16 protein-coding genes are annotated in these 13,889 nt (G+C 51.7%); 9 read left to right on the top strand and 7 right to left on the bottom strand.

Going from position 1 to position 13,889, the window contains the following annotated elements; translation table 11 throughout:
• Positions 1-22 precede the first annotated feature (22 nt).
• The 6 genes from EDF78_RS22730 to hemW all read left to right on the top strand — a co-directional run bounded on the left by EDF78_RS22730 (position 23) and on the right by hemW (position 4,261).
• On the top strand, positions 23-742 hold the full coding sequence (locus tag EDF78_RS22730) for a YggS family pyridoxal phosphate-dependent enzyme (RefSeq protein WP_119826910.1): 720 nt from the start codon (positions 23-25) through the stop codon (positions 740-742).
• 71 nt (positions 743-813) lie between these two features.
• A complete protein-coding gene (gene proC, locus EDF78_RS22725; RefSeq protein WP_133823953.1) occupies positions 814-1,635 on the top strand; it encodes a pyrroline-5-carboxylate reductase in 822 nt (273 codons plus the stop codon).
• Between the two features lie 22 nt (positions 1,636-1,657).
• On the top strand, positions 1,658-2,212 hold the full coding sequence (locus tag EDF78_RS22720) for a YggT family protein (RefSeq protein WP_095924794.1): 555 nt from the start codon (positions 1,658-1,660) through the stop codon (positions 2,210-2,212).
• Positions 2,197-2,502, top strand: a complete 306-nt coding sequence (gene yggU / locus EDF78_RS22715; protein WP_095924793.1) for a DUF167 family protein YggU — start codon at positions 2,197-2,199, stop codon at positions 2,500-2,502. The genes EDF78_RS22720 and yggU overlap by 16 nt, the downstream gene beginning before the upstream one ends.
• Positions 2,503-2,523: 21 nt before the next feature.
• The gene (locus EDF78_RS22710; protein WP_133823952.1) at positions 2,524-3,132 is read left to right on the top strand and encodes an XTP/dITP diphosphatase; all 609 of its coding nucleotides are present in this window, start codon (positions 2,524-2,526) and stop codon (positions 3,130-3,132) included.
• Positions 3,125-4,261 (top strand): radical SAM family heme chaperone HemW, encoded by a 1,137-nt coding sequence (gene hemW, locus EDF78_RS22705; RefSeq protein WP_095924791.1) that lies wholly within the window; start codon positions 3,125-3,127, stop codon positions 4,259-4,261. Before EDF78_RS22710 ends, hemW begins: the two co-directional genes overlap by 8 nt.
• Before the next feature lie 60 nt (positions 4,262-4,321).
• On the opposite strand, the gene EDF78_RS22700 is transcribed toward hemW, so the two are convergent.
• The 4 genes from EDF78_RS22700 to trmB all read right to left on the bottom strand — a co-directional run bounded on the left by EDF78_RS22700 (position 4,322) and on the right by trmB (position 7,128).
• Positions 4,322-5,056 (bottom strand): DUF2884 domain-containing protein, encoded by a 735-nt coding sequence (locus EDF78_RS22700; protein ID WP_095924790.1) that lies wholly within the window; start codon positions 5,054-5,056, stop codon positions 4,322-4,324.
• Positions 5,057-5,080: 24 nt separating this feature from the next.
• Positions 5,081-6,007, bottom strand: coding sequence for a glutaminase B (glsB, locus tag EDF78_RS22695; protein WP_095924789.1), 927 nt, complete (start codon positions 6,005-6,007; stop codon positions 5,081-5,083).
• Between the two features lie 75 nt (positions 6,008-6,082).
• Complete coding sequence (locus EDF78_RS22690; RefSeq protein WP_095924788.1) at positions 6,083-6,409, bottom strand: YggL family protein; 327 nt, start codon at positions 6,407-6,409, stop codon at positions 6,083-6,085.
• Complete coding sequence (gene trmB, locus EDF78_RS22685) at positions 6,409-7,128, bottom strand: tRNA (guanosine(46)-N7)-methyltransferase TrmB (RefSeq protein WP_095924787.1); 720 nt, start codon at positions 7,126-7,128, stop codon at positions 6,409-6,411. Before trmB ends, EDF78_RS22690 begins: the two co-directional genes overlap by 1 nt.
• Positions 7,129-7,351: 223 nt before the next feature.
• On the opposite strand from trmB, the gene mutY reads away from it, so the two are divergent.
• The 3 genes from mutY to mltC all read left to right on the top strand — a co-directional run bounded on the left by mutY (position 7,352) and on the right by mltC (position 9,899).
• Complete coding sequence (mutY, locus tag EDF78_RS22680) at positions 7,352-8,428, top strand: A/G-specific adenine glycosylase (RefSeq protein WP_131694119.1); 1,077 nt, start codon at positions 7,352-7,354, stop codon at positions 8,426-8,428.
• Between the two features lie 35 nt (positions 8,429-8,463).
• On the top strand, positions 8,464-8,736 hold the full coding sequence (locus tag EDF78_RS22675; protein ID WP_095924785.1) for an oxidative damage protection protein: 273 nt from the start codon (positions 8,464-8,466) through the stop codon (positions 8,734-8,736).
• 83 nt (positions 8,737-8,819) lie between these two features.
• Complete coding sequence (mltC, locus tag EDF78_RS22670; protein ID WP_095924784.1) at positions 8,820-9,899, top strand: membrane-bound lytic murein transglycosylase MltC; 1,080 nt, start codon at positions 8,820-8,822, stop codon at positions 9,897-9,899.
• A gap of 66 nt (positions 9,900-9,965) precedes the next feature.
• Here the strand turns inward: mltC and EDF78_RS22665 are convergent, their stop codons facing one another.
• From EDF78_RS22665 to EDF78_RS22655, 3 genes are read right to left on the bottom strand one after another with little or no spacing between them, the layout of a single operon-like run.
• Positions 9,966-12,119 carry a polysaccharide biosynthesis tyrosine autokinase gene (locus EDF78_RS22665; RefSeq protein WP_133823951.1) on the bottom strand — a complete coding sequence of 718 codons (2,154 nt, stop codon included), beginning with the start codon at positions 12,117-12,119 and terminating at the stop codon, positions 9,966-9,968.
• Positions 12,109-12,561, bottom strand: coding sequence for a protein tyrosine phosphatase (locus EDF78_RS22660; RefSeq protein WP_119826920.1), 453 nt, complete (start codon positions 12,559-12,561; stop codon positions 12,109-12,111). The genes EDF78_RS22665 and EDF78_RS22660 overlap by 11 nt, the downstream gene beginning before the upstream one ends.
• Positions 12,562-12,572: 11 nt before the next feature.
• Positions 12,573-13,712, bottom strand: coding sequence for a polysaccharide export protein (locus EDF78_RS22655; protein WP_131694121.1), 1,140 nt, complete (start codon positions 13,710-13,712; stop codon positions 12,573-12,575).
• Positions 13,713-13,889 lie beyond the last annotated feature (177 nt).

Genomic DNA, 13,889 nt, shown 5'->3' with positions numbered 1-13,889 from the left:
GTTGAAATCCTCCTGAGTCCTTATGAGCCTTAGTCAGCAAAACGCTATTGCACAGAACTTACAGAATGTCCGCGAGAAAATCGCAGCCGCTGCACAGCGTTGCGGCAGGCCTTCAGAAGAAATTACGTTGCTTGCAGTCAGCAAAACAAAACCTGCGAGCGCGATCGAAGAAGCTATCGCTGCCGGGCAACGGGCGTTTGGCGAAAACTATGTTCAGGAAGGCGTCGATAAGATTGCTCACTTTGCCGGGCATCAGCCTGCGCTGACCTGGCATTTCATCGGGCCGCTGCAATCGAATAAAAGCCGTCTGGTGGCGGAAAATTTCGACTGGTGCCATACCCTCGACCGCCTGAAAATCGCCCAGCGACTGAATGAGCAGCGCCCGGCCGGTTTAGCGCCGTTGCAGGTGCTGATTCAGGTCAATATCAGCGATGAAGCCAGCAAATCCGGTATTGCCGTGGGCGAGGTCGCCGAACTGGCTACGCACATTATGGCGATGCCAAACCTGACGCTGCGTGGTCTGATGGCGATCCCGGCCGTGGAGACAGATTACCCGCGCCAGCTCGACGTATTCAGTCAGATGCGTGATGCGCTGAAAGCATTGCAAGGTATTTGTCCGCAGGCGGATACGCTGTCGATGGGCATGACCGACGATATGCCCGCCGCCATTGCCGCAGGCAGTACCCTGGTTCGTATCGGCACCGCCATTTTCGGCGCCCGTGATTACAGCGCAAAACAGTAACCCTTTTTATCCGGTTTACTGCTTTACTCTTGAGTGGCTCAGTTCAGCCCCCATTTAAGCAAGGAGCATCCATGCAACACCGCAAAATTTGTTTTATCGGCGCCGGTAACATGGCGGGCGCTATCGTTTCCGGTCTGGTCGAAAGCGGCTATCCGGCAAATCTGATCAGCGTTTGTGCCCCTTCCACCACGCATCGTGATGCGCTGGCTGAAAAATACGGTGTACACAGCAGCAGCGATAACAGCGGCTGTGCGAAAGACGCCGATGTGGTGGTTTTATCCGTAAAACCGCAGATGATGGCGGATGTATGTAAAGCACTGCAAAAAGACGTGGATTTTGGCCGCAAGCTGGTACTGTCGATTGCCGCAGGCGTCAGCGTCGCCCGCTTCTGCGAACTGCTGGGCGAGAATCTGAACATCGTCCGCATTATGCCGAACACGCCTTCCCTTGTCGGACAAGGCATGAGCGGGTTGTTTGCGCCTGCTCAGGTATCGCAGGCAGATCGCGATTACAGCGGTGAACTGATGAGCGCGGTGGGTAAAATCTGCTGGGTTGAGAGTGAAGAAGGCATTAACCATGTGATCGCCGCCGCAGGCAGCGCACCGGCGTATTTCTTCCTGTTTATGGAAGCGATGCAGGCTGAAGCGCAACGTCTGGGTTTCAGCGCAGAAACCGCACGGATGCTGGTTGAACAAGCCGCCAGCGGGGCCAGTGCCCTGGTTGCCGCCAGCCCGGACACGCCATTGTCACAACTTCGTGAGAATGTGACGTCCAAAGGCGGCACAACCTTTGAAGCACTGAAGTTTTTCACCGACCATAAATTACCGGAGATGGTCTCCGGCGCCATGCAGGCCGCCATTACCCGCGCGCAGGAAATGGAAAAACTGTTCTAATTAAAAATATTAAAGGTAACAAATGTTAACGCTGACTTTTCTGGTTAAAACCCTCATTGATCTCTACGTGATGGTTCTGCTGCTGCGCATCTGGATGCAGTGGGCACGTACAGATTTTTATAACCCGTTCTCACAATTTGTGGTGAAAATCACGCAGCCGGTGATCGGACCGCTGCGCCGGATTATTCCGCCACTGGGGCCCATTGACAGCGCGAGTTTGTTGCTGGCGTTTATCCTCTGCACGATTAAATTCCCGCTGCTGTTGCTTATCCAGAGCGGCGCACTGTTTATCGGCCTGAGCAGTCTGCTGATTGGCCTGATCGGGCTGGTGAAAGCCGCCGGTTATCTGGTGTTCTGGCTGGTGATTATCCGTTCCCTGATGAGCTGGGTGAGCCAGGGCCGCGGCCCGATGGATTACCTGCTGATGCAACTGACCGAGCCACTGATGGCGCCAATCCGCCGCATTCTTCCGGCCATGGGCGGTATTGATTTCTCGGCGATGGTGGTCATTCTTATCCTGTATATGCTGAATTATCTCGGCATGGATCTGCTGGGTGCGTTGTGGTATCAGCTTTAACCCCGGCGTTCTGGCACGGCGATACGCTGGTTTTGCGGCTGGTGATCCAGCCCAAAGCCAGCCGCGACAGCCTGGTGGGTTTGCATGGCGACGAACTGAAAGTCGCCATCACTGCCCCGCCGGTGGACGGTCAGGCGAACACGCATCTGGTGAAATTTCTCGCAAAACAGTTTAAAGTCGCCAAAAGTCAGGTCAGCATTGAAAAGGGCGAGCTGGGCCGCCATAAACAAGTCCGCATTACCCATCCGCAAAATATCCCGACTGAGGTCGCGGTACTGCTCGCTGAATAACGTTTAAGTCAGGACTCTCCCATGCAGAAAGTCGTATTAGCTACCGGCAATGCCGGTAAAGTGCGTGAGCTCGCACATCTTCTGGCCGGTTTCGGGCTGGATGTGGTCGCACAAACTGAACTCGGCGTAGAATCCGCCGAAGAAACCGGGCTGACGTTCATTGAGAACGCCATCCTGAAAGCCCGCCATGCGGCAGCCGTGACTGGTTTGCCCGCCATTGCCGATGATTCCGGTCTGGCCGTCGATTTTCTCGGGGGTGCACCGGGGATTTATTCTGCACGCTACGCCGGTGCTGACGCCTCTGATCAGGAAAATCTTGATAAGCTGCTGGTCGCACTGAAAGACGTGCCTCTGGGCCAACGCGGCGCGCAATTTCATTGTGTGCTGGTGTATATGCGCCATGCGGAAGATCCGACGCCACTGGTGTGCCACGGCACTTGGGCAGGCGAAATCACCTTTGCCGAAGCAGGTGAAGGCGGCTTCGGTTATGACCCGATTTTCTACGTCCCGCAACTGGGCAAAACCGCCGCAGAACTGACCCGCGAAGAAAAAAGCGCGGTATCTCACCGTGGACTGGCGCTGAAATTGTTGCTGGCCGCGATGAAAGAGGCTGCACAGAACAATGCGTAAGTTGCCGCCGCTGAGTCTCTACATTCATATTCCGTGGTGCGTGCAAAAATGCCCCTACTGCGATTTCAACTCGCACGCGTTAAAGGGTGAAGTGCCGCATGACGATTATGTCGCGCATCTGCTGGCCGATCTGGATGCCGATTTGCATCTGGCGGGCGGACGCAGCGTGGGGACGATTTTTATCGGCGGCGGAACCCCCAGCCTGCTGAGCAGTGAAGCGATGCAAACCCTGCTCGACGGGGTCCGTGCACGTTTGCCGCTTGATGCTGACGCTGAAATCACCATGGAAGCCAACCCCGGTACCGTCGAAGCAGACCGCTTCAGCGGCTATCAGCGTGCCGGTGTGAACCGTATCTCCATTGGCGTGCAAAGTTTCGATGCACAGAAACTGGAGCGTCTGGGACGCATTCACGGCCCGGAAGAAGCAAAGCGCGCGGCGCATCTGGCCACCGGCCTCAACCTGCGCAGCTTCAATCTGGATCTGATGCATGGTTTGCCAGACCAGACACTGGAAGAAGCACTGGACGACTTGCGTCAGGCCATTGCGCTGAATCCGCCGCATTTGTCGTGGTATCAGCTGACCATCGAGCCAAATACCCTGTACGCCTCACGTCCGCCAACACTGCCGGACGACGACGCGTTATGGGATATTTTCGAGCAAGGCGATCAGTTGCTGACCGCCGCCGGTTATCAGCAATACGAGACCTCGGCGTATGCCAAACCGGGTTATCAGTGTCAGCACAATCTGAACTACTGGCGCTTCGGCGATTATCTGGGCATCGGTTGTGGCGCGCACGGCAAACTGACGCAGCCCGACGGGCAAATCCTGCGCACCGTCAAAACCAAACATCCGCGCGGTTATATGCAGGGGCGCTACATGGATAAACAGCATCCGGTCGAAACCGAAGATTTGCCGTTTGAGTTCTTCATGAACCGTTTCCGCCTGCTGGAAGCCGCCCCGCGCGAAGAGTTTGGTTTGTATACCGGACTGGATGAAAGCGTGATCCGTGCGCAGCTTGACGAAGCCATCGCCAAAGAATATCTGCTGGAAACCGGGACGCACTGGCAGATCACCGGTAAAGGTAAACTGTTCCTGAATTCGCTGCTGGAGCTTTTTTTGGCAGAGTAAGGTTTAGGGGCAAAAAAAAAACCGCGTAATCGCGGTTTTTTTGTTTCTGTCATTTAGCGGTTACTGTTTCAAATCCGCCAGTAACGCTTTGTGTTGGGTATCCAGCGCGGTCACGCGCTTGCAGACGTCATCGCCAAAGGCTTTGAACTCTTTTTCCTGCCTGTTCCACTCTTCCTGAACCGCCTGTTGCAGACCGCCCAGATTGCCCATCATCGCCTGTAACGGGTTACCGCCGCTGGCAGCTTGTTTGAGGCCCATCTCGTTGATGCTGTCCTGCATCACGCCGCCCATGGTTTGTTCCATCAGCTTCTGACCGTTCTGTTTAACCTGATCCACCGCTTTATGGTGGAAGGTCAGACCGTCGGCGCGGTGCTCAATGATCAGGTTCATCTGTTGCTTCAGTTGCTTGTCGAGCGTGACCAGGCGGTTACGCACGTTGCTGTCGCTGCCGAGTTTTTCGACAATGACACGGTCCACCGCCACGCGGCCTTTTTCGAGATGCGCCGTCGCGCCCTGATCGATCCACGGCAGGTCGCGGCGCAAACCGGCCTGATAATCGATCGCTTCCTGACGCTGTTTGGCGCTCAGGGTCATGTCTTTACCGTTGAGGGTGACGTTGCCGTTGGGCGTAATCAGTAAATCACCGCTGTTCCCCACCACCTGCACGGTCTGCGGTTTGATGATCACGTCATCCTTCGGGTTTACGCCGCACTGGTAATCAGCCTGCGCACTCCATGCGGTCAGCGCCAGCAGCGCGGCCAGTCCGGTTTTTACCACTCCAGTTTTCACTAACATGTACTCTCCCTTAAGACAGCAAACTTAAAAAATTGAACGGCCAATACGTTGCGCCAGCAATTCTAAGGCAGCAATACCTGCCAAAGAGTTCCCTGCCGCATCGAGTTCCGGCGACCATACCGCGATACACATCTCGCCCGGTACCACGGCAATGATACCGCCACCGACGCCAGATTTACCCGGCATCCCGACGCGGTAAGCGAATTCACCGGCGCCGTCGTACATGCCGCTGGTCACCATCATCGCATTAATCTGTCGTGCCTGACGGGCATCGATGAGCGGTGTCTCGCTGCCGAGCGGATGGCCTTTGTTGGCAAGATAAACAAACGTCCGCGCCAGTTCTTCACAACTCATCCGCAGTGCACAGTAGTGGAAATAAGTATGCAAAACGGTGATGACGTCGTTGTCGAAATTTCCGAAAGACTTCATCAGATAGGCAATCGCCGCATTGCGGTCAGAATGGTCGAACTCTGAACGGGCAACGTGCCGATCGTAGTTGAGATCTGCCGATCCGGCCAGCTGACGCACCACTTCCAGCATTCTCTGTTTCGGTGCCGAGAGCCGGGTTTGCAGCATATCGCAGACCACCAGCGCGCCCGGATTGATGAACGGGTTACGCGGTTTTCCCTGCTCAAGCTCAAGCTGAACCAGTGAATTGAACGGCTGGCCGGACGGCTCTTTGCCGACGCGCTGCCAGATTTCGCTTTCCTGATAACGGGTCAGTGCCAGCGTCAGGCTGAGCACTTTGGAGATCGACTGGATCGAGAAACGCATGTCGGCATCACCGGCACGAAAGATCTCCCCTTTCGTGGTACACACGGCAATCCCTAAATGATCGGGGCTGACTTCCGCCAGCGCAGGAATGTAATCGGCAACCTTGCCGCGGCCAATCAGCGGCCTGACCTGCGCCAGAATATCTTCCAGCAAACTGTTATCAAGTTCGGTGCCCAACGTCCTGCCTCCAGATGTAACAAAGGTGCCGGAAAGGCACCTTTAAAAGATTCAGAATTTATCTGACCGGTGAAATCAATCCCACCAGATATCGAACAACTCTGAAACTTCCACGTCTTCCATTTTCTGGTCTTCCAACCATTTTTTGACCTGCGCGCGCTGTTCATCAGTGCAGTGACCGATGTCCTGACGGCAAACCAGACCTTCCCATTGCAGATAGCCACTGCCGTCGAAGGCCAGTTTGTTTGGCTCGATCACACCGTCAATGAATTTATCCAGTGATTCGTCAATGGTTTCGACCGCGGTACCTTCCGGGAAACGCCATTTTACAGAGAAGCCCAGTTCCTGGAACTCGGCAATGTGTAACTTCTTACGTAAACGACGACTGCGATTTGTAGCCATTATTGCTTCCTCTCAAACATCAGATCCCATACGCCGTGGCCTAAACGCTGGCCACGCATTTCGAACTTGGTCACCGGGCGGGATTCAGGACGCGGAACATAATTGCCTTCCTGCGACAGATTCGCCCAGCTTTCTAAACAGGTCATCACTTCCAGCATGTGCTCTGCATACGGCTCCCAGTCGGTCGCCATGTGGAAAACACCGCCCACTTTCAGTTTTTTGCGCAGCTTCTCTACGAATTCAGGCTGCACGATACGGCGCTTATTATGACGCGCTTTGTGCCACGGGTCAGGAAAGAATAGCTGCACCATATCGAGCGAGCCATCCGGGATCATTTTTTCCAGCACTTCGACCGCATCGTGACACATCACGCGCAGGTTGCTGACGCCCTCTTCGTGCGCCGTCGCCAGACAGGCACCGACGCCCGGCGAGTGGACTTCAATCCCGATAAAGTTTTGCTCCGGGTTCTGCTTCGCCATGGTGACCAGCGATGTGCCCATCCCGAAACCGATTTCCAGCACCACAGGCGCTGAGCGACCAAACAAGGCATCAATGTTCAGGGTTTCAGCCTGAAACTCCACGCCCATCACCGGCCAGAAGTTGTCCAGCGCAAATTGCTGACCTTTCGTCAGACGGCCCTGACGGCGGACAAAACTGCGAATACGGCGCATCGCGCGACCGTTCTCGTCGAACTCCGGTGAAATGACGTCGTTTTTCATGGTGTTTCCACTCCGATTGGCAAGACGCGGTACCCGCGCGCGGATGCCTGTGCTTTGGTCACTAAATATAAGGAAAGGCGCATTATCCAAACTTACTCCCGATTAGCAAGGCTTGCGGGCAGGAAATCGGTCAATACAGTGCGGAAAGTTCCGGTTTACAGCCAGACGGCAACTGTGATGTGATCAGCCCCGTCTCTTAACCCTGCCGGACTGTCATTTACCCATGTTGGAAGCCCCTGGTTTTATGGAAGCAAAACGTTTTTCACCGCTGGTACTCGACTGGTATCAACGCTATGGCCGTAAAACACTGCCGTGGCAAATCGCGAAAACACCTTATAAAGTCTGGCTTTCGGAAGTGATGTTGCAGCAAACGCAGGTAGCGACTGTCATCCCCTATTTTGAACGCTTTATGCAACGCTTCCCGACGGTGTCCGACCTCGCGGCGGCTCCGCTCGATGAAGTGCTGCATCTGTGGACCGGCCTCGGCTATTACGCCCGCGCGCGTAATCTGCATAAAGCGGCGCAGGTGATTGCCAGCGAGCACGGCGGCGTGTTTCCGACCACCTTTGATCAGATCCTCGCCCTGCCCGGCATTGGCCGTTCGACGGCGGGTGCGGTTTTGTCGCTGGCACTCAATCAGCACTACCCTATTTTAGACGGCAATGTGAAACGCGTGCTGGCCCGCTGTTATGCCGTTGATGGCTGGCCGGGTGAGAAGAAAACTGAAAACAGGCTGTGGGCCATCAGCGAAGAGGTGACGCCCGCAGAAGGCGTGGCACAGTTTAATCAGGCGATGATGGATCTGGGCGCGATGGTCTGTACGCGCAGCAAACCCAAATGCGAACTGTGCCCGGTAAAATCCGGCTGTGAAGCTTACGCACAGCATAGCTGGGCAAAATACCCCGGCAAAAAACCGAAGAAAACCCTGCCGGAAAAAACCGCCTTTATGCTGATGATCCAGCAGGAAGATAAAGTCTGGCTGGAGCAGCGTCCGCCGGTGGGTTTGTGGGGCGGATTGTTCTGCTTCCCGCAATACACCACCGAGGAAGAGCTGTCCCTCGGGCTGCAAAAATACGGTGTTACGCAAAATGCGTTGCAGCAGCAGACCGCTTTTCGTCACACTTTCAGCCATTTCCATCTGGATATCGTCCCGATGTGGTTAAATCTGCGAACAACGGCGGGTTGCATGGATGAAGGTGCGGGTCTCTGGTATAACTTAGCGCAACCACAATCCGTCGGGCTGGCCGCGCCGGTAGAACGCCTGCTGATGCAGTTAGCAAAACAGGCACCGGGCAAATAAAACCGCCCCAAAAGAATGATCGATAAGGAATCAGTATGAGCAGAACGATTTTTTGCACTTTTCTTAAGCGCGACGCCGAAGGGCAGGATTTCCAGCTTTACCCTGGCGAGATTGGTAAACGCATTTTCAACGAAATCTCGAAAGAAGCCTGGTCACAGTGGATGGCTAAACAAACCATGCTGATCAACGAAAAGAAACTCAGCATGATGAACCCGGATGACCGCAAATTGCTGGAGCAGGAAATGGTGAATTTTCTGTTTGAAGGCCAGGATGTGCATATCGAAGGCTATACCCCGCCATCCCAATAACGCTGACTCAATAAAGCTTTATCATTAATAGCTTAGGCAGATTTTTTCGGGGATCTGCTTCTTTCACCAGAAATGGTTTCAAGATGAAGAAAATTTTAGCTTTGCTGGTTATCGCACCGATGTTGATCTCCTGCTCCGGCAGCAAGAAAGACCAGTTCAACGAAGCTTATGTTAAAGACACCAATGGGTTCGATATTTTGATGGGGCAGTTCGCCCATAACATCGAAAACATCTGGGGCATGAATGAAGTGCTGATCGCCGGTCCGAAAGACTATGTGAAATACAGCGATCAATATTACACCCGCAGCCACATCAACTTTGATGCGGGTACCATCACCCTTGAAACGATTTCCGGTACCGATCCGGCCGCCAGCCTGCGTCAGGCGATCATCAGTACCTTGCTGGTCGGCGATGATCCGGGCAACGTTGACCTCTATTCGGACGCCAATGATATTCAGATCAGCCGCGAGCCGATGTTATATGGTCAGGTTCTTGATAACACCGGACAGCCGATCCGCTGGGAAGGCCGCGCCGCCAGCTTTGCGGATTATCTGATCCAGAATAAGCTGATGCGCCGCCAGTCCGGTCTGCATGTGATTTATTCCGTCACCATTCAGATGGTGCCAAACCACCTGAATCAGCGTGCGCATAAATACCTGCCGATGATCCGTGAAGCGTCTGCTAAATATGGCGTCGATCAGTCGCTGATCCTGGCGATCATGCAAACGGAATCGGCCTTTAACCCGTATGCGGTGAGTAACGCCGATGCCCTGGGACTGATGCAGGTCGTGCAGCATTCCGCCGGGGCAGACGTCTTCAAATCTGAAGGGAAATGGGGCAAGCCAAGCCGCAGCTATCTGTTTGATCCGCAGAATAATATCAATACCGGTACCGCCTATCTGGCGATGCTGCAAAACGTCTATCTGGGAAATATCAGCAACCCGACATCGCGTCGTTATGCCGTCATTACCGCCTATAACGGCGGCGCGGGCAGCGTGTTGCGCGTATTCTCCGGCAATAAAACGCAGGCGTTTAACATCATCAACAACATGGCGCCGGGCGATGTGTATACCACGCTGACAACCAAACACCCGTCCGCAGAATCGCGTCGCTACCTGTATAAGGTGAATAACACGCAGCGTAGCTATCGCCGCGTGGACTAGCCTTTGGCGAGGTCAGCAGCATAAAAAACGGAGGCTTTCGGGCCTCCGTTTTTATTGCATAATCAGTTAGTTACTTGCTGACTCATACTTATAATACGCGTACTTGCCATAATTATAATAATTTGATGTCCTGTTGATGACGGAGTTTAAAATCACGCCGCTGACACTGATATTATGCCGTGCGAATATCTGAATACTGGACTCCATTTCCCTGACCGTGCTCATCTCAAACTTAGCCACAAGCAGTGAGACACCGGCATATTTCCCTATAATGGCGGCATCCGTCACCGCAAGGATAGGCGGCACATCCAGAATAATGACATCATATTTTTTGGATGCCCATTCTAAAAGTCCGGCGCATTCTTCTCGGAGTAAAAGCTCAGAAGGATTCCGTGGGATTTTCCCACGCGTGATAATATCGAGACCTTCGACGGCCGTATTGTGTATTGCGGAGGAAAACTCCACGGTTCCGGCGAGAATATCGGACAATCCGAACTCATTCATTTTATTGAATAAGATATGTGAATAACCTCTTCGCATATCCGCATCAATATATAATACCTTTTTGCCAACCTGGGTTATCACTGCCGCCAGATTGGAGCTGATAAATGTTTTACCCACATCGGGGCTGGCACCGGAAATCATCAATACCTTGGAGCCGGCTTCGAGCATCGTAAAATGTAACGATGTCCGCAGGTTCCTTAATGCTTCTATCGCGCAATCCGCCGGATTTTCCAGCGCAAGTAATCCTCCTGTCGGCGATGATTTTGTCCCTGTATGATGCTTTTTATGTTGCCATAACGAAACAGGCACGCTGGAAAAAACATTTAATCCGATATCCTCAAGCATTTCTGCTGAATTTACCCCGCGTATCAGCGCAGTTTTAGCCAGTATAAATATCACTGATGAAACAGCACCCAAAAATGTGAAAACGAGAATAATGAGAAATTTACCAGGATTGACCGGCTTACGGGCGGTAGTGGCAGGATCAATGATATGTACGGTGCCGATGGTGCTTGCCTTACTGATATTAAGTTCCTGCTCTTTGTCCATAAGTTGCATATAGACAATTTGTCCTGACTGGACATCGCGGGTGAGCCGGAGTATTTCCTGTTGCGTCAGCGGTAATTTATCCACTTTTTTTGCCAGCGCATTTTTATCATTTTCCAGAACCTGTATTTTCTCCCGCAACGCAGAATAGGCCGGATGTTGTTTTGTATACAGTTTAGAGACTTCAGTTTCTTTTAATATGAGCTGATTAATTTGTCCGTCAAGTTGCACCATATTCTCAAGCATTGACTTGGCTTCCAGCGTCAGGTCAACAGAATTATTCATGCTTCGGTATAAATTGAGTTTTGTTTCCGCCTTATCAAGTTTCTCTCTGACCACGGGAAGTTGAGTTTTTAAAAAACCTAAACTTTTCTCTGCTTGTTCTGATTTTCTTTGAATGCTCTGTTCAGCATAGTTTTCGCTAACTTTTTGAACAATATTTTTGATTTGCTCGGGGTCAGAACCGGTAATATTGATGGTCAGCAGGCCGGTATCTTTTCCCTGATCCCGGATCTGAATGCGTTTCTGCAATTCACCGATAACTTCACTGACATCCCGTTTTTGTAATGAGAATGTATCCCCTGCCGATGATCGCAACTGAGTCACTTGCAGAGTCAATTCCGGTGTCTTAAGACGTTCCCCGACATTGCCTTGCGCAACGGCGCCCGAAGGGGTGGTCAGGCGGTATTGATTACGCCCTAAGTTTTCAAGCGTGTAGATTTCCCCGGTCACGCGGTCCGTTGTCTCGAATCTTTCTACCTGCAATTTCGGCACTTCGGCTGACATTAAACGATGTAACTTATTCCCCAGAAAGGGGAAACCGTTGAATCCAATTTGGGTGTCTAAATTCAGCTGGGCGACAGTTTTTCCAATCAACGTTCTCGATGTGATTAACTGGATTTCTCTCGCGGACACAGGCGTTTCAGCGGGCAACAACTCAGAAAGCGTGCGCATCACGCTGTTGCCGTTCGCCGGTTCGACCTGAACCAAAGCATCCGCATGATATACGGGGGTAGAGAGAAAAGCATAAAGCAGGCCAGTGAAAGAAAACGCAGCTGTCACCATCACAATGGTGCGGATCCTGTCGATAAGAAAGCCCACTATCTTTCGTAAATCAAGTTCATCGCACGCGTTTTGTTTTCCAGATTTACTTTCGGATTTACCAATCATGTTTCACCTGACGTTCTAAAACAGACTTCCAGCCGATAACAGATTCTTTTATAAGAGAGAACGCATATTCAAATGCGACAGCGCTTTTACCATAAGGATCGGGAATGTCTATTTTCTGGTTCCAGTAGCCTAATAACATGGTTTTGCCTCTGACTTCTGGCAAAAAATAACTGACCGATGAGATATGTGCCTTTTCCATAATAAGAATCAGATCAGAATCATGGCACATCTCACGGGTTAATTGCCGTGCTTTATGGTTTTGCAACGAAAAACCATGTTGTTCAGAAATGCGGCTCGCCATCGCATCAGCACCGTCACCGGCCAGCGCGGAAATACCTGCGGAGTGTATTGCTTTGGCAGGAAGTAATTGCTGAAGCATGGCCTCGGCAATAGGCGAGCGACATACATTTCCGATACAGACAATTAATACGGAATTAAACATAGTCACCTTTATTACCAGTTACGAAAATAATGAGCAGTTTCCGTCATATCATGGACACCTGTAATAGTCGGCAATAACTGGCCTATCACGCGGTTCCATTTTGTGAGGGGTGCTGTCGTCACATAAACAATATCGTAAGGCCGAAGCTGGAATTCGGTGCCCAATACCAGGGCTGTCGCATCGCTGGCATTTAACTGGTAGATATTGGCGATCTTATTTTTATCGCTGTTTTTCAATGTCCGTATGACAAAGATACCCGTCGCATCCGATGTGAGCTGATCGACACCTTCGGCGTTAGACAGCGCTTCGGTCAGGGTCATGCCACTGCGATCCATACGCAACGTGGTGGGTTTCTTCACTTCGCCCATGACAAAAATTTTCAGCTCGTCATTTCGCGGGATATACAAAATATCGCCGTCATTAAGCAGACGGTTCTGGCGCATGTCACCGTTTTTCATTAATGCCTGCAAGGAAATCTGCTCTTTCCCACCAGCATGGGACAGGACAACATTATTCCAGTCTGCTTTTTCGGCTAATCCCCCTGCCAGATTGACGGCATCCATCACGGTCATCGGGACATTTGTCACAGGCAATTGGCCGGATTTAACGACTTCGCCGGTGACATAGACCTTCTGCGAGCGGAACGCAGCAACATTGACATCAACCTGAGGCGACTGAATGAACTGTGCAAGCCTGCCGGCAATGTCGCTACGAATTTGCGCTGTCGTCTTGCCTGCCACTTTTACCATGCCAATGTAGGGATAGAATATTGAACCATCCGCATTCACCCAACTCCCTGATTCTCCGGCGCTTCGATACTGGCCAGCGGGTGTAGTCAGTTCGGGATGGTCCCAGACCGTAATGGTCAATATATCTCCAACACCGATCTGGTATTGGTAATTTCTGATATGTTGATCCAGTTCATTATTTACTGTTGCAACAACCGGCCGGTAAGCCAGCGTTTCGACAAGTTTCGGTGTTATAGGATATATATCAACAGCAGAGTTAATATCAAAAGGAATACCTTTTTCTTTAATGGTATTTTTATTTGATGTTTTTAAACTTATTCCCGGAGAAAGGGTGCAACCGCTCAACGCTACGGTAGCAGTTAATAAGATCATTGCGATCTTAACTGAGACATCCTTATGCATGGATTTCCATTGTTTTATTCGAAGTGGTTAGTTTGGCAATTTATAGGAACAGAAAGTAAAAAGCAACATAAGGAAACAAAACAGAACGCTAAGTTTCACGGAAAAATAAAACACTGTGATGGATATAACAAATAGCGCGCGAAGCATATAAAAAACGAATTGATTAATTCAGCTTAA

The sequence above is a fragment of the Rahnella sp. BIGb0236 genome (assembly GCF_004364755.1).
Classification (GTDB): Bacteria; Pseudomonadota; Gammaproteobacteria; order Enterobacterales; family Enterobacteriaceae; genus Rahnella; species Rahnella victoriana.
This window is presented reverse-complemented; position numbering and strand designations above follow the sequence as displayed.